This is a genomic window from Megasphaera sp. UBA4233 (genome assembly GCF_002395615.1).
GTDB lineage: Bacteria > Bacillota > Negativicutes > Veillonellales > Megasphaeraceae > Megasphaera > Megasphaera hexanoica.
On record NZ_DGXL01000019.1, the window covers coordinates 195475 to 210539 of the forward strand.

General features: G+C 51.3%; 14 protein-coding genes. All 14 read left to right on the top strand.

From position 1 onward, the window contains the following. Positions 1-2: 2 nt before the first annotated feature. The 14 genes from dprA (at position 3) to coaBC (ending at position 15025) form a co-directional block, all read left to right on the top strand. Complete coding sequence (gene dprA, locus B2U90_RS05770; RefSeq protein ID WP_292017333.1) at positions 3-1121, top strand: DNA-processing protein DprA; 1119 nt, start codon at positions 3-5, stop codon at positions 1119-1121. A gap of 140 nt (positions 1122-1261) precedes the next feature. Then, positions 1262-2599: a tRNA (N6-isopentenyl adenosine(37)-C2)-methylthiotransferase MiaB gene (gene miaB / locus B2U90_RS05775; RefSeq protein WP_292017334.1), complete on the top strand. Its 1338-nt coding sequence runs from the start codon at positions 1262-1264 to the stop codon at positions 2597-2599. A gap of 38 nt (positions 2600-2637) precedes the next feature. Then, positions 2638-5214: a DNA mismatch repair protein MutS gene (gene mutS / locus B2U90_RS05780; RefSeq protein ID WP_292017351.1), complete on the top strand. Its 2577-nt coding sequence runs from the start codon at positions 2638-2640 to the stop codon at positions 5212-5214. Further along, on the top strand, positions 5211-7235 hold the full coding sequence (gene mutL / locus B2U90_RS05785) for a DNA mismatch repair endonuclease MutL (RefSeq protein ID WP_292017336.1): 2025 nt from the start codon (positions 5211-5213) through the stop codon (positions 7233-7235). The genes mutS and mutL overlap by 4 nt, the downstream gene beginning before the upstream one ends. Next, entirely contained in the window at positions 7232-8023 is a 792-nt protein-coding gene (locus B2U90_RS05790) for a class I SAM-dependent methyltransferase (protein ID WP_059075307.1), read from the top strand. The genes mutL and B2U90_RS05790 overlap by 4 nt, the downstream gene beginning before the upstream one ends. Next, positions 8016-8966 carry a tRNA (adenosine(37)-N6)-dimethylallyltransferase MiaA gene (miaA, locus tag B2U90_RS05795; RefSeq protein ID WP_292017337.1) on the top strand — a complete coding sequence of 317 codons (951 nt, stop codon included), beginning with the start codon at positions 8016-8018 and terminating at the stop codon, positions 8964-8966. The genes B2U90_RS05790 and miaA overlap by 8 nt, the downstream gene beginning before the upstream one ends. Positions 8967-9005: 39 nt before the next feature. Beyond that, positions 9006-10244: an aminotransferase class I/II-fold pyridoxal phosphate-dependent enzyme gene (locus B2U90_RS05800; RefSeq protein WP_292017338.1), complete on the top strand. Its 1239-nt coding sequence runs from the start codon at positions 9006-9008 to the stop codon at positions 10242-10244. Between the two features lie 11 nt (positions 10245-10255). After that, positions 10256-10816 carry a ribonuclease M5 gene (rnmV, locus tag B2U90_RS05805; RefSeq protein WP_059075305.1) on the top strand — a complete coding sequence of 187 codons (561 nt, stop codon included), beginning with the start codon at positions 10256-10258 and terminating at the stop codon, positions 10814-10816. Continuing rightward, positions 10803-11690 carry a 16S rRNA (adenine(1518)-N(6)/adenine(1519)-N(6))-dimethyltransferase RsmA gene (gene rsmA, locus B2U90_RS05810; RefSeq protein ID WP_059075304.1) on the top strand — a complete coding sequence of 296 codons (888 nt, stop codon included), beginning with the start codon at positions 10803-10805 and terminating at the stop codon, positions 11688-11690. Before rnmV ends, rsmA begins: the two co-directional genes overlap by 14 nt. Before the next feature lie 78 nt (positions 11691-11768). Beyond that, on the top strand, positions 11769-12644 hold the full coding sequence (locus B2U90_RS05815; protein WP_172793318.1) for a YicC/YloC family endoribonuclease: 876 nt from the start codon (positions 11769-11771) through the stop codon (positions 12642-12644). A gap of 10 nt (positions 12645-12654) precedes the next feature. Continuing rightward, entirely contained in the window at positions 12655-12933 is a 279-nt protein-coding gene (gene remA / locus B2U90_RS05820; RefSeq protein ID WP_059075302.1) for an extracellular matrix/biofilm regulator RemA, read from the top strand. A gap of 17 nt (positions 12934-12950) precedes the next feature. Next, complete coding sequence (gene gmk / locus B2U90_RS05825) at positions 12951-13568, top strand: guanylate kinase (protein ID WP_059075301.1); 618 nt, start codon at positions 12951-12953, stop codon at positions 13566-13568. 12 nt (positions 13569-13580) lie between these two features. Beyond that, positions 13581-13790: a DNA-directed RNA polymerase subunit omega gene (rpoZ, locus tag B2U90_RS05830; protein ID WP_059075300.1), complete on the top strand. Its 210-nt coding sequence runs from the start codon at positions 13581-13583 to the stop codon at positions 13788-13790. Positions 13791-13801: 11 nt separating this feature from the next. Further along, complete coding sequence (gene coaBC, locus B2U90_RS05835) at positions 13802-15025, top strand: bifunctional phosphopantothenoylcysteine decarboxylase/phosphopantothenate--cysteine ligase CoaBC (protein ID WP_292017339.1); 1224 nt, start codon at positions 13802-13804, stop codon at positions 15023-15025. Positions 15026-15065 lie beyond the last annotated feature (40 nt).

The following is a 15065-nucleotide window of genomic DNA, read 5'->3' on the forward strand; positions in this document are numbered from 1 at the left end:
CAGTGGAAACGGCGAACCTCATGGAAGAACGCCGGTATATGGCAGCATGGCAATCGATAAAAGGCCTGGGAGCAAGGCGCATACGGAATATTATTTCTCACTTTGGCAGTGCGCAGAAAGCCTGGCAGGCCGATGGAGAAGCCGTGGCGGCAGCTGCCGGTCTGGGCGCGCAGAAAGCCGGCCACATCAACACTTCCCGCAACCACTTTGACTGGGATGAGCAGGAACGGCTGCTCCGTTCACGACAGGTACATCTGGTGACCTTTCAGGAGAAAGCATATCCGGAACTGCTCAGGCAGACATACAATGCGCCAGCCGTCCTGTTTTATCAGGGAATACTGCCACAGAATAATAAAACAGCAGCTCTCGTCGGAGCCCGCAAGGCTACTCCGTATGGCCTGAATGCTGCCCATACCCTGTCGGAGCAATTAGCCCGGCAGGGCGTTTTTGTTATCAGCGGGGGAGCCAGAGGCATTGATACGCGGGCCCATACAGGTGCACTCCGAGGTGGAGGCAGGACAATTGCCGTCGTTGCCAATGGCCTGGACCGGACGTATCCTCCGGAAAACCGGCGCCTGTTCCAGGAAATCTGCGATGCCGGCGGTGCCGTTGTCAGTGAGTTTTCCTTCGGCGTGGAGCCGCTGGCACGTAATTTTCCAGCCCGCAACCGGATCATTGCCGGGATGGCCCGCTGTGTCATCGTCGTCGAAGCGGCAGCGCGGAGCGGAGCATTAATTACGGCCGATTTCGCTCTGGAAGAAGGACGGGACGTCTTTGCTGTGCCGGGCAGTATTTTTTCTACCATGAGTCAGGGAACTCATGCGCTTTTGCGGAACGGAGCCATTATCCTGACCGGTGCAGCTGATGTACTGGAGGAATACGGCTGGCAGCATGTGGAATCAGAGAAAGGCAAGTCTGTCTGTACCTTTGTCTGTACCTTGTCTGATGCGGAGCGGAAGATCTATGAGGCACTTCAGGAATCGCAGGCCCTGCCTGTGGAGCAGCTGGTCATACAGACCGGTCTTGCTGCGTCAGATATCAGCTGTATATTGCTTAACCTGATGCTGCACAACCTGGTGGAAGAAATCCTGCCGGGACTGTATGTTCGCTGCCCGGCCTGATACGTTTTACTGTGATTGCGGAATGCCGGGGCCAGTAATTTCTTTCAGCCCTGTTCAGAGTCTCAGATATGTGGTACTATAGAGTGTAAAAATGAAAATCCAGGATAACCTATCCAATATAAAGAACTGAGGAATATAGTATGATACAGAATGAGAAATTTTATTTTATCCAGACCTATGGATGCCAGATGAATCAGAGTGATTCCGAGCATTATGCAGGACAGCTGGAAGAGCTGGGGTATCGCCAGACGGACGAACTCACTATGGCGGACGTGATTTTATTGAATACCTGTTGTGTCCGTGAAACGGCAGAAGATAAGACGCTGGGAAAAATTGGCGAACTGAAGCACTTAAAAAATCAGAATCCGGATCTGATCATCGCGGTGACGGGATGCATGGCACAGGAATGGCAGGACCGGCTTTTCAAACGGGCTCCTCATATCGATCTGGTCATTGGCACGCATAATATCCATACCCTGATTGATCTCATTAAGGAACGGCAGCAGAAAAAAGAACATTATCTGGCATCGGATATGCATGTACCGGCATTTCATGAACTGCCGGCCAAGCGATTCCAGAAATTTTTTGCCTGGATTCCCATTATGAACGGGTGTAACAATTTTTGCACCTATTGTATCGTTCCCTACGTGCGGGGGCGGGAAGTCAGCCGTCCGGTCCAGTCTGTCGTGGAAGAAGTCCGGCGTGTTGCCGATGCGGGATACAAAGAAATTACTCTTTTAGGACAGAACGTCAATTCCTATGGGAAGGATTTGTCCAGCCACGATGATTTTGCCAGCCTGCTCCGGGCTGTCGATGAAATAGATGGCATCGAACGGATCCGCTATATGACAAGCCATCCCAAGGATATGAATTACGATGCCATCGACGCCATTGCTGAATGCCATAAAGTCGTCAATCACATGCACCTTCCCATCCAGTGCGGGAACGATGCCTTGCTCAAAAAAATGAACCGCGGCTATACGGTAGAACATTATATGGATCTGGTGGACTATGCCCGCAGACGCATTCCGGACCTGGTGCTGACGACGGATATCATCGTCGGTTTTCCTGGTGAAACGGAAGAAATGTTTATGGATACCCTCCAGTTCCTGAAACGCTGCCAGTATGATATGGCTTATACCTTCATGTATTCGCCGCGGACGGGTACGCCGGCGGCCACTATGGAAGACCAGATTCCCCAGGAAGTCAAGAGCAGCCGTCTGCAGCGCCTGATGGATGTACAGAATGTATACAGCCTGAAGAAAAATCAGGCCATGGAACGCCATATCTATGATGTCATCGTGGAAGGACCGACTAAAAATGACAAAAATCACTGGTTCGGCCGTACGACGGGCAATAAGATGATTATCTGGGAAAATGATGGTTCAGCAGCCATCGGCGACACCGTACCGGTCATGGTCGATAAAGGACAAACATGGGTACTTAAGGGACATATAGTGCATGAATCCAATATGTAGGGAGGTATATTTTGCCTGACACGCCAAAACTGACTCCGATGATGAAACAGTATCTCGAGGTCAAAGAACAATGCAAAGATAAAATACTATTTTTCCGCCTTGGCGATTTTTATGAAATGTTTTTTGACGATGCCCTGACGGCATCACGGGAACTGGATCTGACTCTGACAGGTCGGGCTGGCGGTAATAAAGAACGGGTTCCCATGTGTGGTGTTCCGTTCCATTCGGCTGATACCTATATTGAACGGCTGGTCCATAAGGGATACAAGGTAGCCATTTGCGAACAGATGGAAGACCCTAAGCTGGCCAAAGGCATCGTCAAGCGGAAAATCATTAAAGTCATTACGCCGGGAACGATTACGCTGGAACATGCCGTCGCTTCCAAGAAAAATAATTATATCGCTTGCCTGACGGAAAAAAATGACATCCTGTCCATTGCTCTTATGGATGTGACGACAGGAGAATGCCTCTGGTCGGTATGTGCCGTGACTGCTATGGAAGACAGCTTGTTTGATATCCTGTCTGTCTATGAACCAAGCGAGCTGATTTATTATCGTCTGGGTAAGCAGATCGATACGGTGCTGCAGTACCTGAAAAGCCACATGTCCCAGTGCACGGTCACGCCTTTTGAAGCAGAGGATGACTGCGATTATGGGGAAAAAGCTGCGGCATATTTTAAAAAGGAAGACCTTGATGCCGCCCATGATGCAGCTATCTGCATCGGCATGCTCTTATCCTATGTCAGTGAGGTCATGCAGTCCGATATCTCTCATATCAACCATCTGGAACGCATCGATAATGAACGGCGTCTGGTCATTGATGCGGCGAGCATCCGCCATCTGGAAATTACCCAGAATGTACGCGATGGCGGCCGGAAAGGGACGCTTCTCGATGTCCTTGATAAGACCCACACTGCCATGGGCGGCAGACTGTTGCGGAAATGGCTGGAAGCGCCACTCCTGCGCATTTCTGATATTGTGCTCCGCCAGGATGCGGTAGAAGAACTGGTGCGTCACGAAATTATGCGGCAGGATTTGTCCGATATACTGGACCGGATTTATGATTTTGAACGGATATTGACACGTGTCGAAACGGGAACGGCCAGCCCAAAAGATATGGTAGCCCTGAGGGAGTCCCTGTCGGTGATACCGCAGCTGAAACAAATTTTGGATGGAGCCGGCAGTGACTTATTGAAACGGCTGAACAACCAGGTGGCAGAGCATCAGGAAGTATATGATCTATTGTGCCGGGGCATTAAAGACGATCCCGGCGTGGTCATACGCAATGGCGGCGTTATCCGCGATGGATTTTCTAAAGAACTGGATGAAATCCGGTCCATTGCCGCCAACAGTCACGCCTTTTTACAGGAACTAGAAGAAAAAGAAAAAGAAAAAACTGGCATAAAAATGAAAATCGGCTATACGAAGGTGTTCGGCTACTATTTTGAAATTTCTCATGCCAACACGAAACCCGTACCGGATTATTACGTGCGTAAGCAGACTCTGGTCAATGCCGAACGATATATTACGCCGGAATTAAAAGAGTTTGAAGTCAAAGTCCTGACCAGTCAGGAACGTATGCTGACACTGGAATATCAGTTGTTTGGCCAGATCCGCCAGCAGATCGGGGTCTATATCCCGGCTATGCAGCAGACAGCCCGGGCTATTGCCCAGATTGACTGCCTGTACAGCCTGGCCAGGGCGGCTCATGAAAACCACTATATCCGTCCCGGCCTGAACCGGGATCAGTCGGTGACCATCCGCGATGGCCGCCATCCCATCATCGAAAAATATCTGAAGGATGAATTGTTTGTCCCTAATGATGTGACGCTCAACCATAAAGATCACGAAGTCTTGATCATTACCGGCCCCAATATGGCGGGAAAATCGACCTATATGCGCCAGGTGGCTGTTCTCGTGCTCATGGCCCAGGCCGGCTCCTTCATACCGGCCCGGGAAGCCTCCATCTGCCCCGTAGACCGGATTTTCACGCGCATTGGCGCCAGTGATGATATCCTGACAGGGCAGAGTACATTCATGGTGGAAATGAAGGAAGTATCGTATATTTTGAAACATGCCACGTCCCGCAGCCTGCTGATCCTCGATGAAATCGGCCGCGGTACGAGCACCTTTGACGGGATGTCCATTGCCCAGGCCGTCATTGAATACTGCCTGCAGCAGATTCATGCCCTGACGCTGTTTGCTACACATTACCACGAACTCATCGCTATGGCTGATGAATCAGATAAAATAAAAAATTACACCGTTGCGGTAAAGGAACGGGGACGCAGTATCAAATTCCTGCGCCGTATCGTGCCAGGTGGAGCCGATAAGAGTTATGGCCTCCATGTTGCGCGTCTGGCAGGACTGCCGGAGAAATTATTGAAACGGGCCGATGTCATCCTGACGGGACTGGAAGCCGGAGGAGCAGCCCAGCCGGCTGTACCGGTACATTCTGCACAGGCACTGCCGGCTCCTATGGAAGACAGTCTGTTTACCAATCCGGTCATCGACCACCTGTTATCTGTCGATGTGACGAGCATGACACCTATTGAAGCAATTTCCTTTTTGTATACGCTGCAGAAAGAAGCTAAGGAAGGAAGTGGCAGGAGTTGAATTCAATCATCAATATTCTCGACGAAGCGACACGCAATAAAATCGCGGCCGGGGAAGTAGTAGAACGGCCTTCTTCGTGCGTGAAGGAACTGGTAGAAAACGCTATTGATGCTGGTGCCAGCGCCATTGAGGTGGAAATAGCGGAAGGCGGGGCATCGTATATCCGGGTTACGGATAACGGCTGCGGCATGAGCCGGGAAGATGCGCGTAAGTGCATTATCCGCCATGCTACGAGCAAAATCAGTTCCGTCGAAGATATATTTGCCATCACCTCTCTGGGGTTTCGCGGCGAAGCTGTCCCCAGTATCGCCGCCGTCTCGCATATGCAGATTACGACGCGGCGGCCGGAAGATGAATTTGCCGTGCACCTCGTCCTGGACGGGGGCGTCATTACCTCAGAAGATCAGGCCGGAGCGGCTGCCGGCACGACGATGGAGGTCAGTGACCTCTTTTACAATACGCCGGCACGAAAAAAGTTTTTAAAAAGTGAACGGACGGAAAGCTCAAAAATCAGTGAAATGATTACGAAACTGGCTCTGGCCCAGCCGGGAATCGAATTTACGTTTATCAATAACGGGCGGACCACACTCCATACAGGCGGTCTCGGCGATTTAAAGGAAACGATTGCCAATATTTACGGTGCCGGTGTAGCACGGGAAATCTTCCCTGTTACTTATGACCACGACAACGTGCAGATCGAAGGATACGTAGGCAAACCATCGGTTCTTAAAAGTTCCCGTTCCTGGCAGACGTGCATCGTCAATCAGCGCATTGTCCACAATCCCCTCATGTTCAAAGCGATTGACAATGCATATCATGCGATGCTGCCCAAATCGGGATATCCTTTTGCTATGCTGCATCTCCACGTCGATCCGGCTAGTATCGATGTCAATGTCCATCCGGCAAAAACGGAAATCAAGTTTTCTGACGAACAGCAGATTTACCGGGCCCTGTATCATAGTATCATTACGGCGCTCGTCGATCAGGAAAAACCGGAACAGATTGCAGCCCCGGCTGCGGTAGCAAAGAAATCTGCTGTTATCCAGGAAACACCTTTTTCCGATGCGACACTATTTGCTCCCAAGGAAGGGGCTGTTCCTTCCCAGCCGGCAGAAGAGAAGACATCACCAGTCTCCATGACAGAATCTGCCTCTATATCAGCACCCTCATCGGGAGAGAATCAACCTTTCCGGGAGGGACCAGATGGTCCCGTATGGGCAGCACCGGCTTCAGGCGGGCCTGACATCCGCCCTGCTTCCGGTCAGAACATGACGGCACCAGCTGCGACGGGGATTCTCCATGAACATACAACTGCCATTTCTGATGGCTGGAAACCGCGCGTGTCTGATACTAGCGAAAAACAGCGGTTCTCCCGGGCACTGAACGAAGGCGGGCAGGCTGGTGCTGAAGGAGACCAGCCGGAGCAGCCACGGATTACCTTTGAGGGAGATGACGATGTATTCATTCCTCTGGGAGAAGTAGCGGACTGCTTCATCATAGCCAAGAAGGGGCAGGATTTATATATTATCGACCAGCATGCTGCCCATGAACGGATCCGCTATGATACATTCTGCCATCGTGTGGAACATATGCCAAGTCAGCAGCTGCTTACGGCGGAATTTGTAGAGGTGGATCCGGAAGACATGATTCTCCTTACAGAACGACAGGATGTATTCAACGATCTGGGATATACCTATTCTGTTGCCGGGCCATCGACACTCCGCGTCGAAGAAGTCCCCTGCGATTTGAAGACCAGTGACATTGCTGATTCACTGCAGGATATCTGCCGTCTTCTCCATGAAAATGATGTGGCTGATAAGGCGGTACTCCGCCATCGCTCTCTGGCATATTTATCCTGCCACGGGGCGGTCAAGGCGGGAGACCGGCTCAATATCCGGCAGATGAAGCAGCTCATCGAAGATTTATTCCATACGGAAAAACCCTATGTATGCCCCCACGGGCGGCCCATTATTGTGCGGTTTACGCCCGATGATCTGGCTAAATTGTTTAAGCGGACATGATGGCGGAATTGTATGTAGTGCCCTCCCTGAAGGCAAAAGGTACACTCAGCCAGGAAGCGGAGTCATGGGCTGAGTCTATAGGAGCTGTTTTTGTACCACGGCGAGGTCGGACGGTTGAACAGCTGTGCCGGCGTTACGGGACGGAGCACCTGCTTATCTATACCAGCCGGGGACCGGTCATCGAACGGGATGAAGGGAAACATTTTTTTAGTCTGAACATGGCCGAATTGCGGATCCAGCAGCTGCGCAAGGGAAAGGCGGATCATCTGCTGGAAGCTTTTGGCGCGAAACGGTCTGTTTCCGTGCTGGATGCGACCTGTGGCTTCGGAGCGGATTCTATTGTAGCTTCTTTTGGCCTGCCCGCAGGGTCCGCCATCACGGCACTGGAAGCAGTACCCCAGATGGCCGCTGTGACCGGATGGGGATTTTCCCATTACGTGCATGACAAGTGCGACGTAACAGAAGCGCTGCGCCGGATCAGGTTATACAATGAAAATTATCGTACCTATCTGGCGAATTGCCGGGAAACATATGATATCATTTATTTTGATCCCATGTTCAGCCAGCCTGTACAGGCAAGTTGTCAGTTCCAGCCGGTCCGGGCTATCATGGACCATGAAGAACTGACAAGAGCGTCACTGGAACGGGCGATGCACCTATCGAAGCGGGTCGTGGTCAAAGGCCGGTTCCTGCAGCCACTGCTGCAGGCATTTCCAGCGGCCCGGATTATGGGCGGCCGTTACAGCCGCGTCCGTTATGCTGTCTTAGAAGGGAACATTCATGGATAAGGTTATTGCAATTGCTGGTCCGACGGCAGTAGGAAAAACGGCTCTTAGTTTCTACCTGGCGGACCATTACCATACAGAACTCATTTCAGGGGATGCCTATCAGATATACAGGGGAATGGATATCGGCACGGCCAAACCGACACAGGATGAATTATCCCGGTTCCGCCATCATCTCATTGATATTGCCAGTCCCGATGAGCCGTATTCGGCGGCCCGTTTTTGTGACATGGCCGCTGAGACAGTCCATACACTCAATGAAACACATAAAGTCCCTATCCTGGTGGGAGGGACGGGCCTTTATGTGCAGGCATTTCTCGAAGGCTTTGACTTTGAAGGGTCGGCCGTTACGGAACAAGAACGGGAATGCGCCAGAAAACATATTCAGGCGATGACAGAACAGGAACTGAGGACGTATATTATGGAACAGACGCAGTGGCAGCCGGCTGACTGGCATGAACTGCTGGCCAATACGCACCGTCTGGTGCGGCTGATGGTGGCTGTGGATAAAGGAGAAGGAGCTGCTTTCGTGCGGGCTGGTCATGGACATAAGGTGAGATATGATGCCTATGTCATCGGCCTCAGCCTTCCCAGAGAAGTATTATATGATCGCATTGAAAAGCGGGTCGATATGATGCTCGATGCGGGCTGGCCTGATGAAGTCGTCGGATTGCTTCAGAAAGGAATTTCCCCGGCATCGCAGGCTATGAAAGCTATTGGATACGAAGAGCTGGCATTGTACGTCCGGGGAAAAATCAGCCTGGCAGACGCGGCTGAGGAAATCAAAAAACGCACACGCCGCTTTGCCAAACGGCAGATTACCTGGTTTAAACGCATGCCGTACATACACTGGTATGCCAAACAGGACTATGCTTCGGAAAAAGAACTGGCAGCAGCCGTCATGAGAGACACGGATGGCTGGATGGCAGAACATCCTATCGGTTAATCTCTTTATTTTTTGAATTGCAGGAAAGGATCTGACATATTGTCTTTCGATTTGGAAACGATACGTAAAGAAGCGATGGCCGCTTGTGCCATCCAGTTTGAACGCATTGATACGATTGCTCTTCACAATACACAGAAGGTTCTCGATGCCTATAAAAAAGCACAGATTTCCTCTTACCAGTTTTCTGGTACATCGGGGTACGGATATAGCGATATGGGCCGGGAAAAACTGGATGAAGTTTTTGCGACGGTCTTCAAAGCAGAAAAAGCACTGGTACGGCCACATTTTGTTTCGGGTACGCATACACTGGCTACGGTCCTTTGTGCGCTGCTCCGGAAGGGCGATTGCATGATGTCCCTGATCGGGGCCCCTTATGACACGATGCAGGGAGTCATCGGTTACGCCCGTTACACCCCGCATTCTCTCAAAGAAAAGGGCGTATTGTATGAAGAAGTGCCGCTGAAACAGAATGCCTATGATCTGGATGGTATCCGGACAGCCTGTCAGGAAAAACAGCCGCGGCTGGTCCTCATCCAGCGTTCGCGGGGCTACAGCTCACGGGCTACCCTGACGATTCCCGATATCCGGGCGATTATCGGAGTGGTCAAAGAAGTCAGCCCCGACACCATCTGTTTCGTCGATAACTGCTACGGCGAATTTGCCGCTGAAGAAGAACCTATCGAAGCAGGTGCCGATATCATGGCCGGTTCGCTTATCAAGAACCCGGGCGGCGGTATAGCCCCGACGGGCGGATATATTGCCGGCCGGGCAGACCTGGTCGATGCGGCAGCCGATTACCTGACTGCCCCTGGTCTGGGAGGAGAACTCGGCTCCTATGCCTATGGATACCGTTTATTTTTCCAGGGCTTCTTTATGGCTCCCCATGTGACGGCCCAGGCTATCAAAGGCGCTGTCTTTGCGGCAGCTGTCTTTGACCGTATCGGTTTTCACGTATCACCGGCTTTTGATGAACCCCGGTCCGACCTGATCCAGACGATTTATCTGGAAAACGAAAAAAACATGTGCCTTTTTGCCCAGGGTATCCAGACGTTTTCACCGGTCGATGCCCACGTCACCCCGATTCCGGACGATATGCCCGGATATGCGGACAAAATCATCATGGCAGCAGGCGATTTCGTACAAGGTTCGTCTATCGAACTGTCTGCAGACGGCCCCATCCGCGAACCTTACATGATTTACCTGCAGGGGGGAATCGTATTTGAACACAATGTGCTGGCTGTCCTGAGCGCTGCCCGGTACATTCTGGAAAATAAATGAGGAGCGGGACTATGATAAAAGAAGTTCTCATCGTCGAAGGCCGCAGTGATGTCGCACGCATCCGCGCTAGTCATATTGATGCCGACATGATTACCACCGATGGATTTTCCCTGCGCCCCGATACGCTGCGGCAGATAGCCTGTGCGTACAAAAAGCGGGGCATCATCATCCTGACCGATCCGGACCAGGCGGGCGAACGGATCCGCCGGTTCCTGAGCAAGCGGTTCCCCAAGGCCAAACATGCGTTTATACCACGGAAGGATGCCATTGCCAATGATGACCTGGGAGTGGAACAGGCATCTCCCGAAGCCATCCGGCTGGCCCTTTCCAAGACACGGTGTGCCACCTTTACTCCGGAGGATATCTTCAGCATGGCCGATATCATGGCAGCCGGCCTTAATGGGAGACCCGATGCAGCGGAACGCCGGGCGGCCGTCGGAGCTGTCCTGGGAATCGGATACGGCAATGCCAAGCAGTTTTTACGTCGTCTGAATCACTATGGCGTCAGCCGGGAAGAATGGCTCGATGCCCTGCAGCAGATAGAAGAGGAGACAGAACATGAAAGACGTTGATTTAGCTAAACCGGAAGTCGTCCATTATATTGTCAAGCGGTTCGGCCTCCACATGAGTAAAAAACTGGGGCAGAATTTTCTCATCCGTCACAGTGTCGTCGCCGATATTGCTGATGCAGCCCGATTAGAACCGGGCAGTCCGGTATTGGAAATCGGTCCCGGCATCGGTACGCTGACTCAGGCTCTGGCCGAAACGGGAGCGGCTGTCACGGCTGTTGAACTCGACACGCGCCTTCTGCCGGTTCTGGATAAAACGCTGGAGCATTATCCCAATGTCCGCATTGTCCATGGGGATATCATGAAAATCGATATAGAAGAAACGATGGGTCATCAGCCCTTTACAGTCTGTGCTAATCTGCCATACTATATTACGACACCGATTATCATGAAATTATTGGAACAGAAACTGCCTATTGAACGGATTGTCGTCATGGTACAAAAAGAAGTAGCCGAACGGATGACAGCCCGGCCGGGAAGCAAAATCTACGGCGCTCTTTCCGTATCTGTCCAGTATTATACGGAACCGGAAATCCTCTTTGAAATCCCGCCCAGGGCGTTTATGCCGGCACCGGAAGTCACGTCGGCTGTCGTTGCCATGGACGTGCGCAAACAGCCACCGGTGGCAGTGTTGGAAGAAAAACGTTTTTTCCAGGTCGTCAAAGCCGCTTTTTCCCAGCGCCGCAAGACCTTTTCCAATACGCTTAAGAGTGCGGGCATACGCAAGGAGGATATACAGCAGATTCTTGCAGACAGCGGAATCGATGGCAGCCGCCGGGGAGAAACGTTTTCACTGGATGAATTTGCAGCCATTTCTGATGCCTGGAGCAGGCTGATACAAAAACAGGACGTATCCGGCAACGGAGTCCTGTTGTAATCTGGAAAAATGATGAAAAATAGATTATAATGAAGCTTTGAACAGGATATTTGAAGGAGGTCGTGAATATTGCGTAGTATGACCGGATTTGGCACTGGTACGGCCAGTGATGGGCGGATATCCGTTACGATTGAAATGAGGTCAGTGAATCAACGGTTCCTGGAGTTGAATATACGGATGCCCCATGCGTATCTGGCATTGGAAGACACGATTCGCAACGGGATCAAGGAACAACTGCACCGTGGCAAGGTGGACGTTTTTGTAACCGTCCAGGATCTGGCACCGGAAACGCCGCGGATACAAATTGATTATGCGTCACTGACAGCCTGCCGGGATGCCCTGGCCGCTGCCAAGAACAAACTCTTTGACGGAGCGCCTGTCACGCTTTCCGATATCATATCTCTCAATACGGACTGGTTCAGCCAGGAACCTCCTGTGATTGATGCCGATGCCTGCCGCCCCGTATTCCAGCAGAGCCTGGCCCGGTCCCTGCAGGGGATGATGACCATGCGGGAACGGGAAGGAGCCAACATACAGGCCGATCTTCTCCGACGGGCCGATACGATGTCAGATATCATCGAATCCATTGCAGAACGCAGGCCTCTGATTATTCAGCAGTATGAAGAACGGCTGCAGAAAAAGATGACGGCTATCCTGGAAAAGCTGCAGGCACAGCCGGAACAGGACCGACTGCTGCAGGAAGTGGCTGTGTATGCGGATAAAGTGGATTTTACAGAAGAAGTTGTCCGTTTCCGCAGTCATGTGTTACAATTAAGAGGACTTCTCGAGGCCCATGGTGATACGGGACGAAAGCTCGATTTCCTGATTCAGGAAATGAACAGGGAAACCAATACCATCGGTTCCAAGGCGCAGGATCTTCAGGTAACGGAACAGGTACTGCGTTTGAAAAATGAAATTGAAAAGATACGAGAACAAGTACAGAATATTGAATGATGGAGACGAGATGAACTTCAATTTACTGAATATAGGCTTTGGCAACATGGTGATGGGAAATAAGGTCGTGGCAATTATCAGCCCCGAATCGGCGCCGATAAAACGGCTGGTGCAGGAAGCGAGGGAAGGCAATTCCCTGATTGACGCTACCTTTGGCCGTAAGACCCGGTCTGTCCTGATGATGGACAATGGACAGGTCATACTGTCGGCATTGCAGCCGGAAACGATTTCCCACCGCATACTCCACGTTGGCGAAGACGAGGCTGATGACACAGAGCCTGAAGAATGAGAAAGGAAGTAATGAACATGAAAGATCCGGGCTTGCTCGTTGTCGTTTCGGGCCCTTCTGGTGCCGGTAAAGGCACCATCTGTGATGCCCTGCGCAAACGGTTCCCGAATATTAATTATTCTATTTCTATGACGACCCGTAGTCCCCGTCCGGGCGAACAGGATGGCATCAATTATTTCTTTTCTGATAATGCCCATTTTGAAGAGCTGCTGGCACAGGATGCATTCCTCGAACATGCCAAAGTCTACGACCACTACTATGGTACGCCGAAGGACTATGTGTTCCGCATGCTGAAGGAAGGAAAGCATGTCATGCTGGAAATTGATATCCAGGGGGCCATGCAGGTCAAGAAGAAGTATCCTCAGGGGGTATTCATTTATATCGTGCCGCCGAGTATGGATGTACTGGCCCGCCGTCTGCGCGACCGGAAGACCGATACAGAAGAAGTCATTGCCGGCCGTCTTTCGAAGGCAAGCGACGAATTGCAATGGATAGAGCAGTATGACTATCTGATTGTCAATGACAATCTGGATTCGTCCATAGATGAAGCGGCAGCCATCCTTACGGCAGAAGAAATGAAGACATCACGCAATACCTGTAAAATTGCTGCTATTAGAGATTTATACAAGAAATAGGAGAGATGCATCATGTTAATTAAACCGACACTGGAATCTTTGATGAAACGGGTAGACAGCAAATACACGCTGGTTACACTGGCAGCCAAACGGGCCCGTCAGCTTACCGATGGCGATAAGCCGCTCGTCGATGTAGATACGACCAAAGTAGTATCTATCGCCATGGAAGAAATCGATCAGGGCAAGATTACATATGAAGCTCCCAAGGCCGGCATCAAATAAGGAGGCATCCTATGCTGTTGGAAAATAAACGCGTCGTACTGGGCATCTGTGGCGGTATTGCAGCCTTCAAGGCAGCCCATATCGCCAGCCTCCTGCGTCAGCGCGGTGCTGAAGTCAAATGCATTATGACGGAACATGCTACAAAACTGATTACTCCGCTGACCATGCGGGAAATCAGTGGCAATCCGGTAGCAGTATCAATGTTTGGCGATACGCCGGAATTTAATGTGGAACATATTGCCTTAGCCCGTTGGGCTGATATCTTTGTCATTGCCCCGGCGACGGCCAATATTCTTGGCAAGGTGGCTTGCGGCATAGCTGATGACATGTTATCGACAACCATCATGGCGACTAAGGCTCCCGTACTCTTTGTGCCGGCCATGAACAGTAACATGTACCTGAACCCGGTCGTACAGGATAATATGGCCCGGCTGAAACGTTTCGGATATGAAATCATGGAACCGGCCAGCGGGCATCTCGCCTGTGGAATCATCGGCATTGGCCGTCTGCCCGAACCGGAAGAAATTGTGGACCGCATTGAACTGACTGTTTGCCGCACGAATACCCTGGCAGGGAAAAAAGTCATCGTCACGGCTGGCGGAACACGGGAACCGATTGATCCGGTACGGTTTATTGGAAATCATTCCAGCGGCCGCATGGGCTTTGCCCTGGCCAAAGCAGCTGTACTGGCTGGAGCTGATGTGACCCTTATCGCAGGGTCCAATGACCATCTGGAAACACCGCCGGGTGTCAGCCGCCGCATCGATGTGGGCAGCACACGGGATATGAAAGCAGCCGTCGATGCCTATTACGATGATTGTGACCTGGTCATCAAGGCTGCGGCTGTTGCTGATTACCGGTCGGCAGCACCGGCTAAGAACAAAATCAAGAAAAATGATGACGTGCTCAATCTGAAGCTGGAAAAGAACCCCGATATCCTTTATGGACTGGGACAGCGCAAAACACACCAGGTACTCATTGGCTTTGCGGCGGAAACGACCAATGTCATCGAATATGGAACAGCGAAACTGAAGAAGAAAAATCTCGATATGCTCGTCGCCAACGATGTCAGTGCCAAAGGTGCCGGATTCCAGGGGACGACCAATATCGGCACGCTGCTCTATGCAGACGGCCGTGTCGAAAAGCTGGAAAAGATGAGCAAATTTGCCCTGGCTGAAATTATTGTGGACCGGGCAGCCAAAATCATTGCCACCAAACAGGAAGGTAGAGACTAAAACCTTATACAGCAAGAACCCAAAAAACAGGGCCATCGCA

What these genes read in the sequence shown, in the direction of transcription:
- remA (WP_059075302.1), top strand. Translation starts at nt 12,655, where the DNA reads ATGAACTTCAATTTACTGAATATAGGCTTTGGCAACATGGTGATGGGA.
- rnmV (WP_059075305.1), top strand. Translation starts at nt 10,256, where the DNA reads ATGATAAAAGAAGTTCTCATCGTCGAAGGCCGCAGTGATGTCGCACGC.
- miaB (WP_292017334.1), top strand. Translation starts at nt 1,262, where the DNA reads ATGATACAGAATGAGAAATTTTATTTTATCCAGACCTATGGATGCCAG.
- rsmA (WP_059075304.1), top strand. Translation starts at nt 10,803, where the DNA reads ATGAAAGACGTTGATTTAGCTAAACCGGAAGTCGTCCATTATATTGTC.
- rpoZ (WP_059075300.1), top strand. Translation starts at nt 13,581, where the DNA reads ATGTTAATTAAACCGACACTGGAATCTTTGATGAAACGGGTAGACAGC.
- B2U90_RS05790 (WP_059075307.1), top strand. Translation starts at nt 7,232, where the DNA reads ATGATGGCGGAATTGTATGTAGTGCCCTCCCTGAAGGCAAAAGGTACA.
- B2U90_RS05815 (WP_172793318.1), top strand. Translation starts at nt 11,769, where the DNA reads ATGACCGGATTTGGCACTGGTACGGCCAGTGATGGGCGGATATCCGTT.
- gmk (WP_059075301.1), top strand. Translation starts at nt 12,951, where the DNA reads ATGAAAGATCCGGGCTTGCTCGTTGTCGTTTCGGGCCCTTCTGGTGCC.
- miaA (WP_292017337.1), top strand. Translation starts at nt 8,016, where the DNA reads ATGGATAAGGTTATTGCAATTGCTGGTCCGACGGCAGTAGGAAAAACG.
- coaBC (WP_292017339.1), top strand. Translation starts at nt 13,802, where the DNA reads ATGCTGTTGGAAAATAAACGCGTCGTACTGGGCATCTGTGGCGGTATT.
- mutS (WP_292017351.1), top strand. Translation starts at nt 2,638, where the DNA reads ATGATGAAACAGTATCTCGAGGTCAAAGAACAATGCAAAGATAAAATA.